General features: G+C 63.8%; 18 protein-coding genes. 11 read left to right on the top strand and 7 right to left on the bottom strand.

Features of this window, described 5'->3' with window-relative positions:
* Positions 1–10 precede the first annotated feature (10 nt).
* A complete protein-coding gene (locus ABMD26_RS16255; protein ID WP_354310692.1) occupies positions 11–1,189 on the top strand; it encodes a vWA domain-containing protein in 1,179 nt (392 codons plus the stop codon).
* Positions 1,190–1,214: 25 nt separating this feature from the next.
* Here the strand turns inward: ABMD26_RS16255 and ABMD26_RS16250 are convergent, their stop codons facing one another.
* From ABMD26_RS16250 to ABMD26_RS16240, 3 genes are all read right to left on the bottom strand, one after another.
* Complete coding sequence (locus tag ABMD26_RS16250; RefSeq protein ID WP_192068843.1) at positions 1,215–1,754, bottom strand: DUF2937 family protein; 540 nt, start codon at positions 1,752–1,754, stop codon at positions 1,215–1,217.
* A 70-nt stretch (positions 1,755–1,824) separates the two neighbouring features.
* Positions 1,825–2,607 (bottom strand): class II glutamine amidotransferase, encoded by a 783-nt coding sequence (locus tag ABMD26_RS16245; RefSeq protein ID WP_354310689.1) that lies wholly within the window; start codon positions 2,605–2,607, stop codon positions 1,825–1,827.
* A gap of 29 nt (positions 2,608–2,636) precedes the next feature.
* Positions 2,637–3,122 (bottom strand): MFS transporter, encoded by a 486-nt coding sequence (locus ABMD26_RS16240; RefSeq protein WP_240050175.1) that lies wholly within the window; start codon positions 3,120–3,122, stop codon positions 2,637–2,639.
* Positions 3,123–3,241: 119 nt separating this feature from the next.
* On the opposite strand from ABMD26_RS16240, the gene ABMD26_RS16235 reads away from it, so the two are divergent.
* On the top strand, positions 3,242–5,296 hold the full coding sequence (locus ABMD26_RS16235; RefSeq protein WP_134723594.1) for a S9 family peptidase: 2,055 nt from the start codon (positions 3,242–3,244) through the stop codon (positions 5,294–5,296).
* A gap of 163 nt (positions 5,297–5,459) precedes the next feature.
* On the opposite strand, the gene ABMD26_RS16230 is transcribed toward ABMD26_RS16235, so the two are convergent.
* A complete protein-coding gene (locus ABMD26_RS16230; protein WP_240050160.1) occupies positions 5,460–5,738 on the bottom strand; it encodes a hypothetical protein in 279 nt (92 codons plus the stop codon).
* Between the two features lie 84 nt (positions 5,739–5,822).
* Between ABMD26_RS16230 and ABMD26_RS16225 the strand changes: the two genes are divergently transcribed.
* The 5 genes from ABMD26_RS16225 (at position 5,823) to ABMD26_RS16205 (ending at position 11,880) form a co-directional block, all read left to right on the top strand.
* Positions 5,823–6,527 (top strand): spermidine synthase, encoded by a 705-nt coding sequence (locus ABMD26_RS16225; protein WP_354310686.1) that lies wholly within the window; start codon positions 5,823–5,825, stop codon positions 6,525–6,527.
* 250 nt (positions 6,528–6,777) lie between these two features.
* Positions 6,778–7,434 (top strand): DUF1120 domain-containing protein, encoded by a 657-nt coding sequence (locus ABMD26_RS16220; protein ID WP_134723596.1) that lies wholly within the window; start codon positions 6,778–6,780, stop codon positions 7,432–7,434.
* 230 nt (positions 7,435–7,664) lie between these two features.
* Positions 7,665–8,387: a fimbria/pilus chaperone family protein gene (locus tag ABMD26_RS16215; RefSeq protein ID WP_134723597.1), complete on the top strand. Its 723-nt coding sequence runs from the start codon at positions 7,665–7,667 to the stop codon at positions 8,385–8,387.
* Positions 8,387–10,759: a fimbria/pilus outer membrane usher protein gene (locus ABMD26_RS16210; RefSeq protein ID WP_134723598.1), complete on the top strand. Its 2,373-nt coding sequence runs from the start codon at positions 8,387–8,389 to the stop codon at positions 10,757–10,759. Before ABMD26_RS16215 ends, ABMD26_RS16210 begins: the two co-directional genes overlap by 1 nt.
* On the top strand, positions 10,756–11,880 hold the full coding sequence (locus ABMD26_RS16205; protein ID WP_134723599.1) for a DUF1120 domain-containing protein: 1,125 nt from the start codon (positions 10,756–10,758) through the stop codon (positions 11,878–11,880). The genes ABMD26_RS16210 and ABMD26_RS16205 overlap by 4 nt, the downstream gene beginning before the upstream one ends.
* Before the next feature lie 7 nt (positions 11,881–11,887).
* On the opposite strand, the gene ABMD26_RS16200 is transcribed toward ABMD26_RS16205, so the two are convergent.
* Complete coding sequence (locus ABMD26_RS16200; protein WP_134723600.1) at positions 11,888–12,538, bottom strand: DUF1120 domain-containing protein; 651 nt, start codon at positions 12,536–12,538, stop codon at positions 11,888–11,890.
* Positions 12,539–12,687: 149 nt separating this feature from the next.
* Positions 12,688–13,344, bottom strand: coding sequence for a DUF1120 domain-containing protein (locus tag ABMD26_RS16195; protein WP_167649368.1), 657 nt, complete (start codon positions 13,342–13,344; stop codon positions 12,688–12,690).
* Positions 13,345–13,570: 226 nt separating this feature from the next.
* On the opposite strand from ABMD26_RS16195, the gene dapE reads away from it, so the two are divergent.
* The 4 genes from dapE (at position 13,571) to plsB (ending at position 18,607) form a co-directional block, all read left to right on the top strand.
* Positions 13,571–14,722, top strand: a complete 1,152-nt coding sequence (dapE, locus tag ABMD26_RS16190) for a succinyl-diaminopimelate desuccinylase (protein ID WP_134723602.1) — start codon at positions 13,571–13,573, stop codon at positions 14,720–14,722.
* Entirely contained in the window at positions 14,722–15,534 is an 813-nt protein-coding gene (locus ABMD26_RS16185) for a putative RNA methyltransferase (protein ID WP_090360019.1), read from the top strand. Before dapE ends, ABMD26_RS16185 begins: the two co-directional genes overlap by 1 nt.
* Positions 15,535–15,546: 12 nt before the next feature.
* The gene (locus ABMD26_RS16180; protein WP_282349628.1) at positions 15,547–15,924 is read left to right on the top strand and encodes a hypothetical protein; all 378 of its coding nucleotides are present in this window, start codon (positions 15,547–15,549) and stop codon (positions 15,922–15,924) included.
* A 199-nt stretch (positions 15,925–16,123) separates the two neighbouring features.
* Positions 16,124–18,607, top strand: coding sequence for a glycerol-3-phosphate 1-O-acyltransferase PlsB (gene plsB / locus ABMD26_RS16175; RefSeq protein WP_354310680.1), 2,484 nt, complete (start codon positions 16,124–16,126; stop codon positions 18,605–18,607).
* Between the two features lie 21 nt (positions 18,608–18,628).
* Here the strand turns inward: plsB and ABMD26_RS16170 are convergent, their stop codons facing one another.
* Positions 18,629–20,770: a hypothetical protein gene (locus ABMD26_RS16170; RefSeq protein WP_134723605.1), complete on the bottom strand. Its 2,142-nt coding sequence runs from the start codon at positions 20,768–20,770 to the stop codon at positions 18,629–18,631.
* Between the last annotated feature and the right edge of the window lie 27 nt (positions 20,771–20,797).

The following is a 20,797-nucleotide window of genomic DNA, read 5'->3' as shown; positions in this document are numbered from 1 at the left end:
GGCGTCCGCCATGCTGCTCAACCTGTTCAATGAAATGCGCGCGGCCAAGGTGCCGGTGTCGGTGCGCGAGTTGCTTGACCTGATCAACGCCCTGGAGCAACGGGTGACGTTCGCCGACATGGACGAGTTCTACTTCCTGGCGCGGGCGATCCTGGTCAAGGATGAACGCCACTTCGACAAATTCGACCGGGCGTTTTCGGCCTACTTCAATGGCCTGCAGAACCTCGATCAACACCTTGAAGCACTGATTCCGGAAGAATGGTTGCGCAAGGAGTTCGAGCGCTCGCTGAGTGCCGAGGAGCGCGCGCAGATCCAGTCCCTGGGCGGGCTGGACAAGCTGATCGAAGCCTTCAAGCAGCGCCTGGAAGAGCAGAAAGGTCGGCACGCCGGCGGCAGCAAGTGGATCGGCACCGGTGGCACCAGCCCGTTCGGTTCGGGTGGCTACAACCCTGAGGGCATCCGCGTGGGCGATGCCGGCGAACGCCAGGGCAAGGCCGTGAAGGTGTGGGACCAGCGCGAATACCGCAACCTGGATGACAGCGTCGAGCTGGGCACGCGCAACATCAAGGTGGCACTGCGCCGACTGCGCCAGTTCGCCCGGCAGGGTGCGGCCGACGAGCTGGACATCGACGGCACCATCGACCACACCGCACGCGATGGCGGCTTGCTCAACATCCAGCTGCGCCCCGAGCGGCGCAACAACGTCAAACTGTTGCTGCTGTTCGACATCGGCGGTTCGATGGACGCCCATGTGAAGGTCTGCGAGGAGTTGTTCTCGGCCTGTCGCACCGAGTTCAAACACCTGGAGTATTTCTACTTTCACAACTGCGTCTACGAAACGGTCTGGAAGGACAACCACCGGCGCAACGCCGAGCGCATCAGCACCCACGACCTGCTGCACAAATACGGCCCGGACTACAAGGTGGTGTTCATCGGCGACGCGGCCATGGCGCCCTATGAAATCACTCACCCGGGCGGCAGTGTCGAGCACTGGAACGAGGAGCCGGGGTTGGTGTGGTTGCAGCGCTTCGTGCAGACCTACAGGAAACTCATCTGGATCAATCCCTATCCGCAGGACACCTGGGGTTACACGGCCTCCACCCACCTGATTCGAGAGCTGGTGGAAGAGCGCATGTACCCGCTGACCCTGAGCGGGTTGGAAGACGGGATGCGCTACCTGGCCAAGTGACGGCTGATGCGCGCCGGGTCGCGGTCTAGCGTTCGCGACGTACCAGGGGTTCGGCCACGGGTTTGGCGCGGCGACGGCCGAACCACAGGGTCCAGCCGATGAACAGGATGATGCTTTCCACGACCCAGGCCAGCAGCAGCGCGCAGGCGATGCCCCAGGCAATCGCTTCCGGCGCCAGCAGCACCTGGTAGCTGTAGCCGTTCAGGGTTTCCTGGCGCAGTTGCGGATCGGCCTTGGCCAGCACATGCCAGGCTTTTTCATACCAGGGTCCCTGCAACGCCTGCCACTCACGCTCCAGCAACTGGTTGCGGGCCAGCAACGCGCCAATGCTGGCAGCGTCGCTGCGGAACACCGGATCCTCGCTGGCGCGGTAATGGGCCACCAGTGCCTGCAGGTCACCATTGAAGAAACGCTGCGCGGTTTCGCTGAAACCACGCAGGCTCTGTTGCGCCTCGAGGCGATGGGCTTCGACCCGCTGGGCGTAGTCGTTGATCACGCCGGGCACTTGCACACCCACCAGCAGGCCGACGGCAAACAGCACAAGTCGCAGGTAGCTTCGCAGCATGAAGGTTCTCTCGGTCTAGGGTGGCAACGCCACGGTGCTTCTTGTCGGTCGTTCCAGGCGATCAGGCAGGCTAGGCCGGCTGCGCCTGTCCGGTGGCCACGCATTCGCCCTGTCGCCACAGGCCCCAATTGCCGGGCTCGTAACGGTTCCAGGTTTCGTTCTCGGTGAGAGGTTCGGTGGCGATCACCGTCACCACATCGTCAGGCGTGGTTTCGGCCTGGAAATCCACGATCACGTCCACGTCTTTGAGCCGTGCCGGGCCGAAAGGTGCCCGCCGGGTAATTTGCACCAGCTTGGTCGAACAGAAGCAGAACAGCCAGTCACCGTCGCTGAGCAGGCAGTTGAACACGCCTTGCCCACGGTACTGCTCGCACGCCTGCACGAGGATGGGCAGCAGCCGTTCGAACTCGACCGGCTCGGGAAAGGCGTCACGCACGCGGTTGAGCAGATCGCAGAAAGCCGCTTCGCTGTCGGTGTCGCCCACCGGGCGGTAGAAATCGGCACGCGGATCGAAACCGGCCAGTTGGCCGTTGTGGGCGAAGCACCAGTTGCGCCCCCACAGCTCACGCACGAACGGGTGAGTATTGGCCAGGCAGACCTTGCCGACGTTGGCCTGACGAATGTGGCCGATGACCACTTCGCTCTTGATCGGATAGCGCTGCACCAACTGCGCCACTTCCGATTCGCTGCTGGCGGTCGGGTCCTGGAACAGGCGCAGGCCGCGGCCTTCATAGAAGGCGATGCCCCAGCCGTCGCGGTGCGGCCCGGTACGGCCGCCGCGCTGCATCAGGCCGGTGAAGCTGAAAACGATATCGGTCGGTACGTTGGCACTCATGCCCAGAAGTTCACACATGCACGGTACTCGAGACGATGGGCGTGGATTCAGATGCGCGGTTCGACACGCAGGTTTTCCCGCGGTGGCGGGACGTGGCGCTGTTCGCGATCGTCGACGCGCTGCGCGAGCGCTTCGCCATCGTCATCGCGTTGCGCGGCAGCGTCCGCCTGAGCCTGGGCTTGCGCCCGACGGCGCGCCTCGGCCTTGCGCAGGAACGGCAGGCGCACCAGGGCGAAGATCACGTACACACCGAGGGCGATCACCGCCGCCATGGTCAGATCGGAAATCGCGCCCCAGGCACTGCCGCCCATCTTGAACAGCAGTTCCAGCGTGCTGATGGCGACGGCCGGGGCCAGCAGGTCGCGGGCCGGGTCGACCACCGTGGGCGTCAGCAACAGCACCACGCCCAGCAGGCGAAGTGGCTCGCGCAGGTAGCGCCACATCCAGCGGGTGATGCGAAACCACACAAGAATGCAGCCCAAGGCGGCGAAGGCGTAGATACCCCAGGCGAGGAAATAGTCGTTCTCGGTCATGGTGTCCGTGGCATGGCAGGCAAATAGGCGCTTATGATAACGGCTTTTCGCCTGCCAGGCGCTGCTGTTGTCGTGCCCACCGGCACGTGCCGTCAACGCCTGCGCCAAGAGAGCCGCTCATGTCCCAGCCAACCGCCGCCCCTATCGCCCACGTCGCTCCCGGCGCCGATCCCTACGCCTGGCTGCAGGTACGCGACCGCGCCGACGTGCTCGACCACCTCAAGGCCGAGAATGCCTGGCAGCAAGCGCAGCTCGCCGACCAGGCCGAACTGCGCGAGCAGTTGTTCGAGGAGATCAAGGGGCGCATTCGCGAAACCGACCTGTCCCTCGCCTCCCCTTGGGGACCCTGGTTGTACTACACCCGCACCACGGCGGGTGACGAGTACCCGCGGCACTATCGCTGCGCGCGTCCGGCCGATGGCTCGAGCCAGGTCGACGAGCACTCCGAGCAATTGTTGCTGGACCCCAACGTGCTGGCAGACGGCGGCTTCCTGTCCATGGGTGCGTTCAACGTCAGCCCCGACCACCAGCGTCTGGCCTACAGCCTGGACACCAGTGGCGACGAGGTCTACCGGCTGTTCGTCAAGGAGCTGGCCACCGGGGCCGTGGCCGAGTTGCCCTTCGATGACTGCGACGGCAGCATGACCTGGGCCAACGACAGCCAGACGCTGTTCTTCGGCGAACTGGACGAGACCCACCGCCCCTATCGGCTGCACCGCCATACCTTAGGCAGCGAGGGTGCCGAGCAGGTCTTCGAGGAGCTCGACGGGCGTTTCTTCCTGCATTGCTACCGCGCCAGTTCCGAGCGCCAGTTGATCCTGCTGCTCAACAGCAAGACCACCAGCGAGGCCTGGGTGCTGGATGCCGAGCAGCCCAGCGGTGACTTCGCCTGCCTGGCGCCACGGGTCGAGCACCATGAGTACTACCCCGATCACGGCCAGTTCGACGGTGCCTGGACCTGGTTCATCCGCAGCAACCAGGAAGGCATCAATTTCGCCCTGTACCAGGCAGCCGACAACGGCACGGCGCCGACCCGCGAGCAGTGGCAAACGCTGATCGCGCACCGTGACGAGGTGATGCTCGAAGGCGTGACCCTCAATGCCGCAGCCTTTACCTTGAGCCTGCGTGCGCGCGGCCTGCCGATCATCGAAGTGCATGCCCAGGGACAGGCGCCGTATCCGGTGCAACTGCCCGATGCCGCGTACAGCCTGTACGTTTCCGACAGCCTGGAGTTCGCCAGCGAGCAGATTCGCCTGCGCTACGAGGCGCTCAATCGGCCTGGGCAGGTGCGCCAGTTGAGCCTGCGCGACGGCGCGCAGGTGGTGCTCAAGCAGACCCCGGTGCTGGGCGCGTTCGATGCCGACGACTATGTCAGCCAACGGCTCTGGGCCACCGCCGCGGACGGCACCCAGGTGCCGATCAGCCTGGTGGTGAAGAAGGCCTTCGCCGGGCAGCCTACGCCGCTGTACCTGTACGGCTACGGTGCCTATGGCGAGAGCCTGGACCCGTGGTTTTCCCACGCACGGTTGAGCCTGCTGGACCGTGGCATCGCCTTCGCCATCGCCCATGTGCGCGGCGGCGGCGAACTGGGCGAGGCGTGGTATCGCGCTGGCAAGCAGGAGCACAAGGGCAATACCTTCAGCGATTTCATCGCCTGTGCCGAACACGTGATCGAACAGGGTTTGACCCGCGCCGAGCAGTTGGTGATCAGCGGTGGCAGCGCGGGTGGGCTGTTGATCGGCGCCGTGTTGAACCAGCGGCCGGAGCTGTTCCAGGCGGCGGTGGCCGAGGTGCCGTTCGTCGATGTGCTCAACACCATGCTCGACCCCGACCTGCCGTTGACGGTGACCGAGTACGACGAGTGGGGCAACCCGCAGGAGCCCGAGGTGCATGCGCGGATCAAGGCGTATGCGCCGTATGAGAACGTCACCGCGCAGGCGTATCCGCACCTGCTGGTGATCGCCGGGTACAACGACAGCCGTGTGCAGTATTGGGAAGCCGCGAAGTGGGTGGCGCGCCTGCGGGCGTGCAAGACCGACAAGAACCTGCTGCTGCTCAAGACCGAACTGGGCGCCGGGCATGGCGGCATGAGCGGTCGTTATCAGGGGCTGCGCGATGTGGCCCTTGAATACGCCTTCGTTCTCAAGGCCCTGGGGACAGCCAAGCAATCTTGATGCGGTGTGCCTGAGGAAACGCGGTGACCCCGGACGCGGCTCGCGCCGCTGCTACAGGGACCGTGGTATGCGGGACGCTGCGGTTCATGCAGCGTGCGCGAACCCCTGTAGCAGCGGCGCGAGCCGCGTCGGCGGTGAATGCGGTATGCCGGTGAAAACGCGATCAACCGCCGGGAGGTTTGGGTTTGACCGGGGTGGGCGGGGTATCCTGGCGGACAGGTTCGGGCACGTTGTCGGCCCTGGGTGGTGCGGGCAACGGAATGGGCGGCAGCAATGGCGGCGATCCGTTCATGCCCTCGCCGCCGTGGGTGGGCGGCACGGTGACCTGTGGGTAGGGCGTTGGCGTGGGTGTACCCGGCGAACCGGGCGGCAGCGACGAGGCCGATACCACACCGGCACACAGGGCAACACATGCAAAGACCGATACACTGCGCAACTTCATTGAACACCCCAAGGCCAGACTGCCTGTTCCGATGACACAGGCTACTACCATGGCACCCCCTTGTCCTCCCTCCGAGATTGACCGATGAAACGCTTCGTACTGCTCGACACCACACCGATCCCCGACAACGGCGGTGCGCTCTGCCTGTTCGAGTACGGCGAAGACTTCGTCATCAAGATCCAGGGCGGTGACGGCGGCCAACTGATGAACACCCGCATGCACGGTTCCGAAGACGCCCTGGCCGAAATCCCCTGCCGCAAGGTGGCCGGACGGCCGAACTCACGGGTGCTGATCGGCGGGCTGGGCATGGGCTTCACGTTGGCGTCGGCACTCAAGCACCTGGGCAAGAGCGCCGAGGTGGTGGTCGCCGAGCTGGTCCCGGGCGTGGTCGAATGGAACCGCGGCCCGCTGGGTGAGAAGGCCGGCAACCCGCTGGGTGAGAAGGCCGGCAACCCGCTGGCCGATCCGCGCACCGTCATCCGCATGGAGGACGTGGCCAAGGTCCTGCAGGCAGAGCCGGCCGGCTTCGATGCCATCATGCTGGACGTCGACAACGGCCCTGAAGGCCTGACCCAGAAGGCCAACAGCTGGCTGTACTCGGCCGGCGGCCTCAATGCCTGCGCCAAGGCACTGCGGCCCAAGGGCGTGCTCGCCGTATGGTCCGCCAGCGCCGACCGGCAGTTCAGCGACAAACTGCGCAAGGCCGGCTTCAAGGCCGAAGAAGTGCAAGTGTTCGCCCACGGCAACAAAGGCACCCGCCACACTATCTGGATCGCGCAGAAAATCTGACCCAACTGCGCCGTAGGAGCGGTCCGTGGCCGCGAAGGACGCATTGCGGTCCGCCAGACGTACCGCGGCGCCTGCTTCGCGGCCAATGACCGCTCCTACGGTGAGAGGCAAATTCGTGTCTGACGGTGGAAATCAGCTAGGAAGTTTCACCGAAAACTTCTGAATCGGCTCACTTACCGGCTGCTCGACCGACCCTAGAGTTGGCGACGTTGCGATGTGCAACGTTTCTTAGCCAACCTGGGAGTGTTTCATGAACCTATCATCTCGCCTGCTGACCGGCGCCGCGCTGCTGGTCGCGTTGCCTGCCGCCATGGCAGCGTCCACCGTGGACATGACCGTCACCGGCTCCATTGTGCCAGCGGCCTGTACGCCGACCTTGAGCATCGCCGATTTCAATCATGGCAAGATCTCGAAAGCCGACTTGAATACCGACAAGCCGACGATTATCCCTAACGGGAAATGGGGCACGTTGAGCGTGAGCTGCACCGCCCCCACGGTCTACGCCATTCGCGGTACCGATAACCGTGCCGACACCGTTGCCCATTACAACGTGTACGTAGGTCCCTACGGCCTGGGGCTCACCCCGGCAGGTGAAAAACTCGGTGCGCATTACCTGGATGTTCATCCCACCAAATCGCTTATCGACGGCAAACCGTCATTTGTTTCCGTCGGCGATGCGGCCGGCTCCAGATGGAGCAACGCTGCAAGCGGTAACAGGGCCATTCGCAACAACGGCGAGTTGCTAGGCTTCCATGACACTGCAGGCCCGATCACCCAACCTTTGGCTATCAAGGACGCGACCTTCAGTCTGCTTTCAACGTTGGTGATGGCTCCGGCAAAAGGGCTGACCCTGACCGACGAAGTCGCCCTCGACGGTGCCGCTACGATCGAAGTCGTGTACCTGTAAATCCTCGGCGTTGCGGCAGTTTCCCTATCTGCACGGCCTCGCGCGAATCCGTCCTACGACGCCTGCAACCCTTTCTTCCCACTCTTGCTGAAAGGTCGGCGTCGTGAACGGACGGATTGCTTTTAGAGTACCGCTGCCCTCCCAAGCCCCCACACGATCTTCCCGGCACCCCGGTGTCGAGGAAGGCGTGGCCGCACTCGACCCATTGCGTTCCTTGCCTGGAGAACCCGATGAACCGCCGCACCCCCGTCCTGTTTCCGTCCCTTGGCATCGCTGCCCTGCTGGCCTGCAGCACAAGCCTTCACGCCGACGGGATGATCCCCGAAACCTCGGTGGTCATCGTCTACGAGGGTGAGGCCGAAGCAGCCATCAAGGTCACCAACAGCGACCCGAACCCTGCGTTGCTGCACGTCACCCTGGAAAACATCCCCGAGGACAGCGCATCGCTGCTGTTCGTCACCCCGCCCTTGTCGAGAGTCGAGGCCGGCGCATCACAACTGGTGCGCTTCATCCTGTCCAACCCCGAACCGCTGACCACCCAACGCTTGAAAAGGGTCATCTTCGAGGGCCTGGAGCAGAACAACGAGCCAGGCAAACCGGGTGAAGCCCGGGTTTCGGTGAACGTACGGCAGAACCTGCCGGTGATCCTCCACCCCAAAGGCCTGGCAAAGAATGCCGAACCCTGGAAAGGCCTGCGCTGGTCGCTGCATGAAGGTCGGCTGGCGGTTTCCAACCCCACCCCCTATGTGGTGCGCCTGGCTCAGGAACTGCACAGCCTGCCGAGCCAGACCCCTTGGCAACTGCCACGCAGCTACGTATTGCCCGGCGATACGCTGACCCTGCCTGGCAATGCGTCGGCCGCTGCCGATGGGCAGATCCTTTTCACCCCCGCCACTGTGTACGGTTTCGCCGTGGGCACCCATGAGGCGACCCTGAACCAGGGCGCGCCTTGATGAAGGCGGCCCTGCGTAGCACCCTCTCCGCCCTCACACTGGTGCTGTACACCCAGGCTGCAACCGCAACGCCGTTCGACAGCGAAACCCTGCGCCTGCGCGGCATCGACCCCAGCCTGGCCGCCTACCTCAGCCAGACCGCGCGGTTCACCGAAGGCGTGCATGCCGTGCGACTGTCGGTCAACGGCCAACCCAAGGGCATTGTCCAGGCCCGGTTCGACGCTGCAGGCACCCTGTGTATCGACCAAGCCGTGCGCAATGCCGGCGAACTGGTCGACGTCGGGCCCGGTTGTGGCGCATTCGTCGAGCAATTTCCGCAGAGCCTGATCGAGCTTCTGCCACAAGCCGGCGAAGTCAGGCTGCTGGTGCCCGCTCCAGCGCTACGCACCGCAGCCGCCGACCTCTCGGCCTTCACCCAGGGTGGCGTTGCCGGCCTGCTCAACTATGACGTGCAGGGCCTGTACAACCAGTTCGACGGCCAACGCAGCCGATTTCTGTCGGCCAACACCGAGGCTGGAATCAACGCCGGTGACTGGATCCTGCGCAGCCGTCAGTTCTACAGCTCGGTGCAGGGCAAGGCGAACCTGCAACACATGGAAGCCTATGCCCAGCGCACCTTCAGCGAACAGCAGGCGATGCTGCAGCTGGGCCAGATCAACCTGAGCAATCCGGTGCTCGCCGGCGCACGCGTCACCGGGGCGCAGTGGATGAGCGAACCTGCGCTCAGCGGCCGGGGCAGTGGTGCTCGGGTGCAGGGCATCGCGGCTACCCAGGCGCGGGTGGACGTCCGCCAGGGCGGCGTATTGATCTATTCCACCGTGGTGGCGGCCGGTCCCTTCGAGTTGAGCGACATTCCCCAGCTGGATCGGCGCAGAGACCTGGATGTCACGGTGATCGAGGCCGATGGCGAACGGCGTACCTTTACCGTTCTGGCCGCCACCTTGGGCCTGGACCTGCCTTCACGGGGCTTCGCCCTGGGCATCGGACAGCTGCGCGACAGCGGTCGCAGCACCCAGGAGCCTTGGGTATTGAGCGCGAGCGGCAGCTATCCGCTGGCCCCCGTCGCCAGTCTCAGTGGCGGCGCCCTGATCGCCCAAGGCTACAACGCCGGCGGCGCAGGATTAAACCTGGAGCCCTGGTCCGGCTCCCGAGTGCAGGGCGTGGTGCAGGCCGCCCACGCCAGCGAGTCCGACGAGCGCGGACTGCAGGGCAGCATCAGCCTCAATCAGCAGCTCAGCGATCGCTGGTCGGCCCTGCTCAGTGCCAATCGGCAGACGGTCGGCTATCGGGAATTGATCGACAGTGCCTGGGACCAGCCTGCTGACCAGAGCAGCCGCCAGCGTGACCAGTACGCCTTCGGCCTGGCCTGGACCCATCCCTGGACAGGCAGTCTGAGCGGCACCTGGTCCACCACCACGGCTTTCGACGGGCAACGCTCCAGCCGGGCCCAGGTCAATTGGGGACGACGGCTGGGCCCCGTGTCGCTGACCGCTACCGGACAATGGCAGCTCGCCGGTGACGGTGGTTTGGGCAATGCCCTGTATGTGAGCGCCAGCCTGCCCTTGAGCGACGGTTTGAACTGGCGCTCGACCGCCCGCAACGACAGCACCGGCATCCGCTTGGGCAGCGGTGTGCAAGGCCGCTGGGATGAGCGCACCCAGTACCGATTCGCCGCCGAACGTGCCAGCCGCACCGGCGAGGTGAGCTATAACGGTGGCGTATCGCGGCTGACCCAGGCCAGTCAGCTGGACGTCGGCTATGCCAGCTACGGCCGCGGCCGACAGGGCTACAGCGGCGCTGCACGCGGTGCGGTGGTGCTGCACGAAGATGGCGTGACCCTGTCGCCCTACCCACTGCAGGACACCTTCGGCCTGCTGACCCTGGAAAATGTCGCGGATGTGCAGATCGATACTCCCGGCGGCAGCGTCTGGACCGACCGCAACGGCCGTGCCGTGTTGCCGCAACTGGCCCCGTTCGGCCGCAGCAACGTACAGGTGGCCACCGCCTCGTTACCGCGCAACGTCGACGTCCATCAAGGCGCCGCCACCCTCCAGGCCGCGCGGGGCGCCGTGCCGCGGATCACGTTTGGCGTGGAGGTCACCCGACGCCTGCTCCTTGAGGTGCAGGACGAGGTCGGGCGGCGCCTCAACCGCGGTACGGGCGTCACCGATGCACAGGGCCAACTGGTCACGCTGGTACAGGCAGACGGCGCGGTCTTCGTGCCCAATGTCCATGCGAGCCCGCAACTGTGGAGCCGCACGGTGGACGAGCAGCCCTGCCGGTTGCATTTCGAACTACCCGCCAGCGCCGATGCGGACGCCTATTACGAGCAGGCCGTGGCGCAGTGCCGCGTTCAGGAGAGCGAATCATGAGTCGTTGCACCCTCCCGGCAGCGCTGCTGGCCACAGCCTTGGCTGCGCCATTGCCGGCACTGGCGCAGGGATGCAGCCTGTCCCTGAGCCCCGCCGACATCGACTTGGGTCAGTTCAATCGCACGACGGTGCAGGTGGTGTCCGACTCAGTACCGTTGCCGCCGCGTCGACTCAGCCTGAGCCTGGTGTGCGAAACGGAACAGGATCTGACACTTGCCTATCGGGCGGGCCCGCGCTTGCCCCAGGGTTTTGCCTTGGGTGCCCAGGGCACCTACCGTCTGAGCGTGCTGCAGGCATCGGTCGACGATCAGCCCGTAGAGTGGGGCCAGGTAACCGGCACTGTACCGCAGGTTTCAACCAGCAACGGGGTTGCGGCGCTGGAAGGTGACCAGCCCCTGCAACCCATGCGGGGCGGCCGCGCAGTCAAGGGCAAACGCCTGCACGCGCAGATCGAACTGCAGGCCACGCTTGCGCCCACCGTACTGAGCGCCGGCGACGCACATGAGCTGTCGGCCAGCGGCAGCTTCGACATCGTCGGTCAGCACCAGCCATTGCGGGTGCGGGCCGGGTTCGCCCCGGCGGCGTGCCGCCCCACCCTGGCGGGCAACGCGAACGTGAACTTCGGCCGCATTGGCGTGGGCGAGCTGCAACGCGAATCGGTCACGACGTTCAGTCGGCAGACGGTGCTGGAAGTGGACTGCGATGCACCAACCCGCTTCGCCATCCGCGCCGTGGACAACCGGGCCGGCTCGGTCAGCGATCAGCTCTCGGCGGCCGCCCCGACCTTGTTCGGCATCGGCCGCACGGCGGCGGGTCAGGCCCTGGGCGGGTTCACCGCTCGGCTGGGCGCAGGCATCGGTCGTGACGGCAGCAGCGCATACCCCTTGCTCGGAGACGCCTCTGCCCAGACCTGGCGACCGGACCCCGCAGGCTTGCTGCGCAACGACGGCCAACCCACCTCGCTCGGGCGGCAATCGACATCGGCTGCCGCCCCGGGTGCCTGGTCGGGCCTGTCACTGCCGCTGACCGTCGAACTGCACCTGGCCCCTGCGCGGGGGCTGGACCTGCGTCAGGAAACGCCGATCGACGGCTCGGCCACTCTGGAGATCATCTACCTGTAGCGCAGGCCTACAGGTAGACCAGTTCCATAGTGACATGGCCGTCCAGCGGCACGGCATCGGTCAGGGTCAGGGTGCCCGCAGGAGCGATGACGCCGTGGGCCCGAATACCCAGCTGGGCGACCTGCGCCACGACGGCGCCGGTGTCCACGCCGACACGGTCGACCAGCCCCAACAGACTGCCGTCGGTAGGCAGCGCCGTGGGCTGGGCGGTCGAGGTGCTCCACAGGCTGCCGGTGCGATCACCGAGACTGAGAAACGCGCGACGACCATCGATCGTCGAACGCGCCGGGTCGACTTCCAGGTGATACGCGCCGATCGGCTCATCGGCCGCCGTGTACCCCATGCCCAGTGGGCCGGCATGGCCCGAGTCGTAGGCTGAACCGGCGCGGTTGTCCACCAGGCGCAGGCCATACAACGTCGGTGTGCCGCACTGAATCGTCAGGGTCGGCGCGTGTTCGATCAGGGCAGTGTGCCGCTCGGGGTGCAGGTCGGCCGAGCTGACGGTGCCGAAGTGCAGCGTGCCGACGCTCAGGATGGGCGTACAGGCGCTGGGAATCAGCGTTCCGGTGACCTGGATATCCACGGTGGAAGCACAGAAAGCAGGCGCAGCAAAGCCCAGCCCCAGGACGGCAGCCAGTATTCGAGAGGTAGGTTGCATGACGTTTTCCCTCGCTGTCTGATGAGCGAACCGGTACGGGACCGGTCACGCTCTTCAGGCTGGAGGGGAACTTTCCCCTTTGGAAGAGGAAATTTCTGAAGGAAGACAAATCTTTTCCTGCAAAGAAGTTGTCCTGCAGGTCGGTCTTTCTACAGGTAGAACAGCTCAAGGGTAGCGACCCCGGCCAAAGGCACTTCGTCGTCCAGCGTCAGACTGTCGGTCGGCGCGATGGTCAGGTAGGACGTCAAGGTCAGCGCGGCGTTCTTAGCCGCCATGGGCCCGCCGCCTTCGACGCTGCGGCTGGTGAGGCCGATCAGCCGGCCGTCGTTGCGCAAGCTGCGCCCGCGGCGTTCGGCGGGAGACCACGCTCTGCCCGAGGGGCTGCCGAGCAGCAGCAGGGCTGGCTCGCCATCCAGGGTCGACCCTTCGGGCTCGACGCGTAGCCTGTAGGAGCCGATTTTTTCATTGTTGGTGGTCAAGCCAAGGCCGAAACGGCTGCCGTCGTTGTTGTCCAGCACTGAATCGGCGCGGTTGTCCACGGCACGAAGCGCATAAGCGGTAGCGCTCTCGCAATTTATGTTCAACGTCGAGGTGCGGGCACGGTCGTGCAGGACGGTCGGCGCTGCGGCAAGCAGGTCGCGGGTATACAGACGTCCGTGATCGAAAAGCGCGTTGCTCAGGGTGGGTGTACAACCGCCCGGCACAATCGAACCGGTGACCGTGATGTCCACCGACGGCGCGGCGACTGCCGTGGCAACAGAGGTGAGCAGCGTGGCGAGGAGGGTGATGCGGGTACGGGTCTTCATCTTGTTATCTCGTTCTGTGCGTTTGGGTGAAGCACGTGGAGCGAGCGGCATGGTGATGGCCAGGCGTTTGTTACAACATGAGAGATCGGCCGCCACACCCAACGATCACGCGCACAGCGATGTAGGTCGCGGGAGGCAAAAGCGCCGCCAGCCGCCGTGCGGTGTTGGCCCATGCGTTTTTGCTTTACCATATCGCCCCTTTGCCCCCCCTGTTTCCGGAGTTTCCATGACGGCCGCCGCCGACCTTTCGCCCACGCTGCAGCTCGCCTGCGACCTGATTCGCCGCCCTTCGGTCACGCCCCTGGATGCCGATTGCCAGAAACTGATGATGCAGCGCCTGGGCCAGGCCGGTTTCAAGCTGGAGCCGATGCGCATCGAGGACGTGGATAACTTCTGGGCAACCCATGGCACGCAGGACGGCCCGGTCCTGTGCTTCGCCGGCCACACCGACGTGGTGCCGACCGGACCGACGCAGGCCTGGCAGATCGCCCCGTTCGACGCGGTCATCGACGAGCAAGGCATGCTCCACGGCCGCGGCGCCGCAGACATGAAAGGCAGCCTGGCGGCCATGCTGGTCGCGGCGGAACGTTTCGTCGCCGATCACCCGGATCACCGGGGTTCGGTCGCCTTCCTGATCACCAGCGACGAAGAAGGCCCGGCCCACCACGGCACCAAGGCGGTGGTCGAGCGCCTGGCCGCCCGCAACGAACGGCTGGACTGGTGCATCGTCGGCGAGCCATCGAGCACCACGCTGGTTGGCGATGTGGTGAAGAACGGTCGTCGCGGTTCACTGGGCGCCACCTTGACCGTTCGCGGCGTGCAGGGCCATGTGGCGTATCCGCACCTGGCCCGCAACCCGATTCACCTGGCCGCGCCAGCCTTGGCCGAACTGGCCGCCGAGCACTGGGACGACGGCAACGCCTTCTTCCCGCCGACCAGCTTTCAGGTGTCCAACCTCAACAGCGGCACCGGCGCCACCAACGTCATTCCGGGTGACCTGACGGCGGTGTTCAATTTTCGCTTCTCCACCGAGTCCACGGTCGAAGGCCTGCAGCAACGTGTGGCCGCGATTCTCGACAAGCACGGCCTGGACTGGCACATCGACTGGGCGCTGTCCGGCCTGCCGTTCCTGACCGAACCCGGCGCCTTGCTGGATGCGGTGGCGGCCAGCATCAAGAACGTCACCGGCCGCGAGACTAAGGCCTCGACCAGCGGCGGCACGTCCGACGGGCGCTTCATCGCCACCCTGGGCACCCAGGTGGTCGAGCTGGGCCCGGTCAATGCCACGATCCACCAGGTCAACGAACGCATCCTGGCCAGCGATCTCGATGTGCTGACCGAGATCTACTACCAGACCCTCGTCGAGTTACTCGCCTGATGCTCACCTGCCCCCTCTGCACTGCCATGCTGGCCAACGCCGACAACGGCATGGTCTGCCCCAGCGGTCATCGCTTCGATCGCGCGCGCCAGGGCTACCTGAACCTGCTGCCGGTGCAGCACAAGAACAGCCGCGATCCTGGCGACAACCAGGCCATGGTCGAGGCTCGCCGCGACTTCCTCAACGAGGGGCACTATGCGCCCGTGGCCCAGCGCCTGGCCGAACTTGCCGCCGAACGCTGGCCTCGCCGCTGGTTGGACATCGGCTGCGGCGAAGGCTACTACACCGAACAGATCGCCCAGGCGCTGCCCCGCGCCGATGGCTATGCGCTGGACATCTCCCGCGAGGCGGTCAAGCGCGCCTGCAAGCGCGCGCCGTCCGTGCATTGGCTGGTCGCCAGCATGGCGCGCGTACCGCTGGCCGACGCCAGCTGCCAATTCCTGACCAGCGTATTCAGCCCGCTGGACTGGACCGAGGCCAAGCGCCTGCTGGCCACCGGCGGCGGCCTGATGCGTGTGGGGCCCACCAGCGGCCACTTGATGGAACTGCGCGAGCAGCTCTACGACGAGGTACGCGACTACGTCGACGACAAGCACCTGTTGCAAGTGCCCGAAGGCATGCAGCACGCACACCACGAAACCCTGACCTTCAAGCTCAAGCTGATCGACGCGCAATCGCGTGCCAACCTGCTGGCGATGACGCCCCACGGCTGGCGCGCCAGCGCCGAGCGCCGTGCGGCGGTGATCGAACAGCCGCGACCGCTCGTGGTCACGGTATCCATGCGCTACGATTATTTTGTGCGTCAAGACTGAGCGAGCCTACCCATGCGCCAACCCGATATCGAGATTTACCTCAAGGACGCCGACGTCGACCACAAGGCCATCGCCGCCTGGCTCGGCGAAGCCCTGGGCCCTTGCAGCGACTGGCAGCAGAAGGGCCAGACCTGGAAATGCCGTGCGGGCAACGTGCCGGTGACCTGGCTGCCCAAGGCGGTCGGCAAGTGGAACAGCCTGTACCTGGAAAGCGACAAGACCCCTTGGGACGACGACATCGCCTGCGCCCGCGCGGCCTTCGCGGCACTCAATGTCGAGGTGCGCTGTGCGCCGGGCAGCTGGGTGGAAGAAGAAGGCGAAGAGCACGCCGACCGCTGGATCCGTATCAGCGAAGACGGTGAAGAAGAGATTACCTGGCGTACCGGCTGACACGATGTGGCTTTTTCGCGGCCACTGACCGCTCCTACGAAGCCATTCGAAATTGCTGCTGGTATGCCAAGCAAAATCTTGTAGGAGCGGCCAGTGGCCGCGAAAGGGCCAGTAGCCATACGCAGATATTCGCTGCCACCCTGCATCCCTTACCTCAGCAAAACCCGGTAAAGTAGCGTTTTCCCCCAAGCCCTGGCCTATGACCCGCTCACCTCTGCACCGCCTCGTGTTCGGCACCTTGCGCCGCTTGCTGTACCTGTGGGTTCGTTCCGAAACCATCAACCAGTCTTCGTTCACCCTGAACCTGGATCGCAGCCGGCCAGTGCTGTACGCCTTGCAGTCGCCCTCGCTGACCGACCTTGCCGTGGTCGACCGCGAATGCACCAAGGCCGGCCTGCCCCGTCCGGTACTGCCCGTGGCCATCGGCGACCTCATGGAACCCACGGCAGTGTTCTATCTCACCCCGGACCCGGACTGGCTGGGTCGCCAGGACAAACGCGGCGCCCCGCCCACCCTGGCCCGGCTGGTCACGGCGCTTGCACAGAACGCCGGCGAAGATGCGCAGATCATTCCGGTCAGCGTGTTCTGGGGGCAATCGCCCGCCAGCGAGTCCAGCCCCTGGAAGCTGCTGTTCGCCGACAGCTGGGCGGTCACCGGGCGCTTGCGCAAACTGGTCAGCATCCTGATTCTGGGGCGCAAGACCCGCGTGCAGTTTTCCGAGCCGATCCATCTGGCCGAACTGGTGCAGCAGAACAAGGGCCACGAGCGGACGGTGCGCATGGCCCAGCGCATCCTGCGAGTGCACTTCCGCAACGTGAAGACCTCCGTCATCGGTCCCGACATTTCTCATCGCCGTCATCTGGTCAAAGGCCTGGTACGCGATCCCCTGGTGCGCCAGGCCATCGCCGAGGAAGCCGAGCGCGAACACATCACGCTGGAAAAGGCCGAGGCCCGCGCGCTGCACTATGGCAATGAAATCGCCTCGGACTACACCTACACCGCGATCCGTTTTCTGGAAGTGGTCCTGAGCTGGTTCTGGAACAAGATCTACGACGGCATCAAGGTCAACAACATCGATGGCGTGAAGGACGTGGCCCGCGGCAACGAGGTCATCTATGTACCCTGTCACCGCAGCCACATCGACTACCTGCTGCTCTCCTACCTGCTGTTCAAGAACGGCCTGACCCCGCCCCACATCGCTGCCGGCATCAACCTCAACATGCCGGTGATCGGCAGCCTGCTGCGCCGTGGCGGCGCTTTTTTCATGCGCCGTACCTTCAAGGGCAACCCGCTGTACAGCGCGGTGTTCAATGAATACCTGCACACCCTGTTCACCAAGGGTTTCCCGGTGGAGTATTTCGTCGAGGGCGGCCGCTCGCGCACCGGGCGCATGCTGCAGCCCAAGACCGGCATGCTCGCCATCACCCTGCGCAGCTACTTGCGCTCCTCGCGCATGCCGATCGTTTTCGTGCCGGTCTACATCGGCTACGAGCGTGTGCTGGAAGGTCGTACCTATCTGGGCGAGCTGCGTGGCGCGACCAAGAAAAAAGAATCGATCCTGGACGTGTTCAAGGTCATCGGCGCGCTCAAGCAGCGTTTTGGCCAGGTGGCGGTCAACTTCGGCGAGCCGATCAAACTCCACGCCTTTCTCGACGAGCAGCAGCCTGGCTGGCGCGAGCAGGAACTGGCACCGCAGTTCAAGCCCGACTGGCTGAACGAAACCACACACCGCCTGGGCATCCGTGTAGCGCGTCACATGAACGAGGCCGCGGCGATCAACCCGGTGAACCTGGTGGCGCTGGCACTGCTCTCGACCAGCAAACTGGCGCTGGACGAAGGCGCCATGGAACGGGTGCTCGACCTGTACCTGACGCTACTGCGAAAAGTGCCCTACTCGCCTCACACCACCGTGCCCGAAGGCGACGCCCGCAGCCTGATCGCCCATGTCCAGGACATGAAGCTGCTGTCCGAACAGCGCGATGCCCTGGGCAGGATCCTGTACCTGGACGAACAGCACGCAGTGCTGATGACCTATTACCGCAACAACGTGCTGCATATCTTCGCCCTGCCCGCGCTGCTGGCCAGCTTCTTCCAGAGCACCTCGCGCATGACCCGCGAACAGATCCTGCGTTACGCCCATGCGCTGTACCCCTATCTGCAGGCCGAACTGTTCATCCGCTGGAACGACGAGCAACTCGACGAGGTGATCGACCAATGGCTGCAGGCTCTGGTCGAGCAAGGCTTGCTGCGCCTGGAGAACGGCGTGTACCTGCGCCCCGCGCCCAGCTCGCGGCAGTTCGTGCTGCTGACCCTGTTGTCGCGCGCCATCGCCCAGACCTTGCAACGCTTCTACATGGCGATCGCCCTGTTGCTCAACGCCGGCCAGAACACCCTCAGCGCCGAGGAGCTGGAAGACCTGTGCACGACCATGGCCCAGCGCCTGTCGATCCTGCATGGCCTGAACGCGCCGGAGTTTTTCGACAAGAGTCTGTTTCGCCACTTCATCCAGACCTTGCTCGATCAGGATGTGTTGCGCCGCGATGCCCAAGGCAAGTTGAGCCACCACCCGCTGCTCGATGAATTGGCCGAGGGGGCCGCCAAACGGGTGCTGCCGGCGGAGATTCGCTTGTCGATCCGTCAAGTCGCGCTGCATCGCAGCGAGGAAGCCGCCAATGGGTTGTGATCGGCGGCATCCTGCCTGGCATTACCCCAGTCTGACCAAATGGGTTGACATACACGAGACCACTTCATTGTCAGCCCTCACGACGAAGACCCGTACCTCGACCGGATACCAGTACTTGACCAAGCTGACTGGAATCATCGCTCGGATTGGCAGGGACGGGTCGGATACGACTTGTTCGAGACGCCATGCCACAACGCTCAAAGCCGTTTCAGGAGAAGTATCGACGTACCAGATTACCCTGTCGCCAATCCCTAGATCCAACGGCTTTGAAAGCGTGATCGATGCCTGATCTCTAACCCACCATACGGCAGAACCTACATGGGTCAGTGGTATCACATCCACAGCCTCGACCTTGGGCTGAACCTGGAAGCGACTGACTGGGCCATCTATTTCTCGACCTAGTGCAAGGACCGTATAACTGGCGAAAACTTGACCCCCAAAGTGTGCTTTTACGTGTTGAGGCGCTATTTGAAGGGTCAAGCCATGCTGCTGGTGCTCGTATGTCCAAGGAATGGAAGTGACATAATGTCCTTTACCTGCACTGCCACCCCAGTACACCGTGACGACGTCGCCGGCACGTAGCCCAGGCGCAGGCGGAAGAAAAACTGAAATGCCAACCTCGGCCGCCTCTACCGAAATGACGGGAATATCACGGCCGTTTTGCCTGGCTTCCAGAACCTGAAGGGGCGGTCGTTGAACTGCGAACTCAAGTACGGTCGGTTCGGATCTCAAGCCTGAGCCATCCTCGACGAAGTACTGAAGTGAGACCACCTGATTGATCAGCATACTGGCGGTATCTCCCGATACCTTCCAACTGACCGTGTCGTCAGTCGTCAATGCACCCACACTCAAGGCTGCCGCTGTGTAGCCCTTCAGCCGTAAGGACAGATAGCTACCATACGGCACTTGTGCAGGCCGGGGAGCGGATACGGTGAGGCCTGCATGGATGGCCTCCTCGGAAACCACGCCCTCGATGGCTTCCAGCACAATGGGTGCTACAAGAGTACCCGTCTCCACGGAGGCAGAGGACGGACAGGGCGTTGATCCACGCAGAAGCGAATTTGCTACTCTTGCAACAAGCACTTTTTCGATCGCGGCAGCCCAGACGGCCTCTGTGCCCATGCTTATCCACGTTGTGGTGTACACCATACTGCCCACAGGGGAAGGGAAAAAGGTTGAGCTCCACTTGCAAGGCCCATCGAGAGATCGGGTGTCCAGCAGGTATTCTCTTCGTGTGGATTCCCACTCATCCCAGAGAAACAGTGTTTGATCGGCGCCCTTCAGTTGTCCTCCGGCCTGAGGTACTGTGAACAGCACCTTGCTCTCTTCGCTCAATTCACTGAGCAACTGGCGGTTAGTAAAGACTGCATCAGCAACAACCAGAACACCACTATCGCTCTCTACAAAAAACGTACTAAGCGGACCATTGATAGTTTGCCCACCCGTAACAACCCTGTAGAAGATCGTGATGGTACTGTTCCCGCTCGGCTGCAAAAGCGTCGCAGACACAGGTACGCTGATGGCTTGGCCAACAGCGTTCTCTTCAATGGAGACTCGAAAGATACGGCTGCCCTCCGACTGTCGCCCCAACAGATAAATCACGACTTCGTCACCGTGCTCGATGCCGTCATAAGGAGGAATGAGCAATTCGCTTCCACGCGCAGCAAGCGCTGCGTCAATGACACCATTTTTAGCGCCCGCCACCTGGGCCATATGGTTGGGAAATGCCAACTCGAAGAATGTGGTCAGCCATACAGCCGGAGCATTCAGATCCGGATGCCAAGCGATCAAGTCGACCGCCATGGTCTGCCCTGCGAAAGAAGCAAGCTGCTGGGGAGTAATGAATAGCGTTTCGCCTTCATAAATACCCTCCACAAAATCGGTGGAGTACTGCCATTGTTCATTTTCAAAGGTCAGGGCCAACAATATCTTTCCCTCGTTCGGCAGGGAGGGATGCCCCGTCAATGAAGGCACGATAATAGAGATCCCGCTTTTGAGATGACTCGCAGTGATTTCTCCAAAGCGGAAACTAAATGTTTGGCCATGATAGGCACCCTCTACATCTAACACCGCATCCTGAGCCGCTGCTGGATTATGAATTGCCACCGCCTTGGGTCGTTCGGGAAGGCTGTTGACCTCAAGCAGTCTGGTAAGCGCGTTCATATACGTCACCTCGTTCACTTCACCTGA

It is taken from the genome of Pseudomonas sp. PvP001 (assembly GCF_040546375.1).
In the GTDB taxonomy this organism is placed as follows: Bacteria; Pseudomonadota; Gammaproteobacteria; order Pseudomonadales; family Pseudomonadaceae; genus Aquipseudomonas; species Aquipseudomonas coleopterorum.
Note: the sequence above shows the minus strand (reverse complement) of the source record. Positions and strands in the feature narration are given on the sequence as shown.

Bases quoted from the DNA above. Each gene is read 5' to 3' on its own strand.
- ABMD26_RS16245 (WP_354310689.1), bottom strand. From the start codon at position 2,607: ATGTGTGAACTTCTGGGCATGAGTGCCAACGTACCGACCGATATCGTT.
- plsB (WP_354310680.1), top strand. From the start codon at position 16,124: ATGACCCGCTCACCTCTGCACCGCCTCGTGTTCGGCACCTTGCGCCGC.
- ABMD26_RS16255 (WP_354310692.1), top strand. From the start codon at position 11: ATGCTGCTCAACCTGTTCAATGAAATGCGCGCGGCCAAGGTGCCGGTG.
- ABMD26_RS16230 (WP_240050160.1), bottom strand. From the start codon at position 5,738: ATGAAGTTGCGCAGTGTATCGGTCTTTGCATGTGTTGCCCTGTGTGCC.
- ABMD26_RS16210 (WP_134723598.1), top strand. From the start codon at position 8,387: ATGAAGGCGGCCCTGCGTAGCACCCTCTCCGCCCTCACACTGGTGCTG.
- ABMD26_RS16215 (WP_134723597.1), top strand. From the start codon at position 7,665: ATGAACCGCCGCACCCCCGTCCTGTTTCCGTCCCTTGGCATCGCTGCC.
- ABMD26_RS16235 (WP_134723594.1), top strand. From the start codon at position 3,242: ATGTCCCAGCCAACCGCCGCCCCTATCGCCCACGTCGCTCCCGGCGCC.
- ABMD26_RS16250 (WP_192068843.1), bottom strand. From the start codon at position 1,754: ATGCTGCGAAGCTACCTGCGACTTGTGCTGTTTGCCGTCGGCCTGCTG.
- ABMD26_RS16185 (WP_090360019.1), top strand. From the start codon at position 14,722: ATGCTCACCTGCCCCCTCTGCACTGCCATGCTGGCCAACGCCGACAAC.
- ABMD26_RS16205 (WP_134723599.1), top strand. From the start codon at position 10,756: ATGAGTCGTTGCACCCTCCCGGCAGCGCTGCTGGCCACAGCCTTGGCT.
- ABMD26_RS16240 (WP_240050175.1), bottom strand. From the start codon at position 3,122: ATGACCGAGAACGACTATTTCCTCGCCTGGGGTATCTACGCCTTCGCC.
- ABMD26_RS16225 (WP_354310686.1), top strand. From the start codon at position 5,823: ATGAAACGCTTCGTACTGCTCGACACCACACCGATCCCCGACAACGGC.
- ABMD26_RS16200 (WP_134723600.1), bottom strand. From the start codon at position 12,538: ATGCAACCTACCTCTCGAATACTGGCTGCCGTCCTGGGGCTGGGCTTT.
- ABMD26_RS16220 (WP_134723596.1), top strand. From the start codon at position 6,778: ATGAACCTATCATCTCGCCTGCTGACCGGCGCCGCGCTGCTGGTCGCG.
- ABMD26_RS16195 (WP_167649368.1), bottom strand. From the start codon at position 13,344: ATGAAGACCCGTACCCGCATCACCCTCCTCGCCACGCTGCTCACCTCT.
- dapE (WP_134723602.1), top strand. From the start codon at position 13,571: ATGACGGCCGCCGCCGACCTTTCGCCCACGCTGCAGCTCGCCTGCGAC.
- ABMD26_RS16180 (WP_282349628.1), top strand. From the start codon at position 15,547: ATGCGCCAACCCGATATCGAGATTTACCTCAAGGACGCCGACGTCGAC.
- ABMD26_RS16170 (WP_134723605.1), bottom strand. From the start codon at position 20,770: ATGAACGCGCTTACCAGACTGCTTGAGGTCAACAGCCTTCCCGAACGA.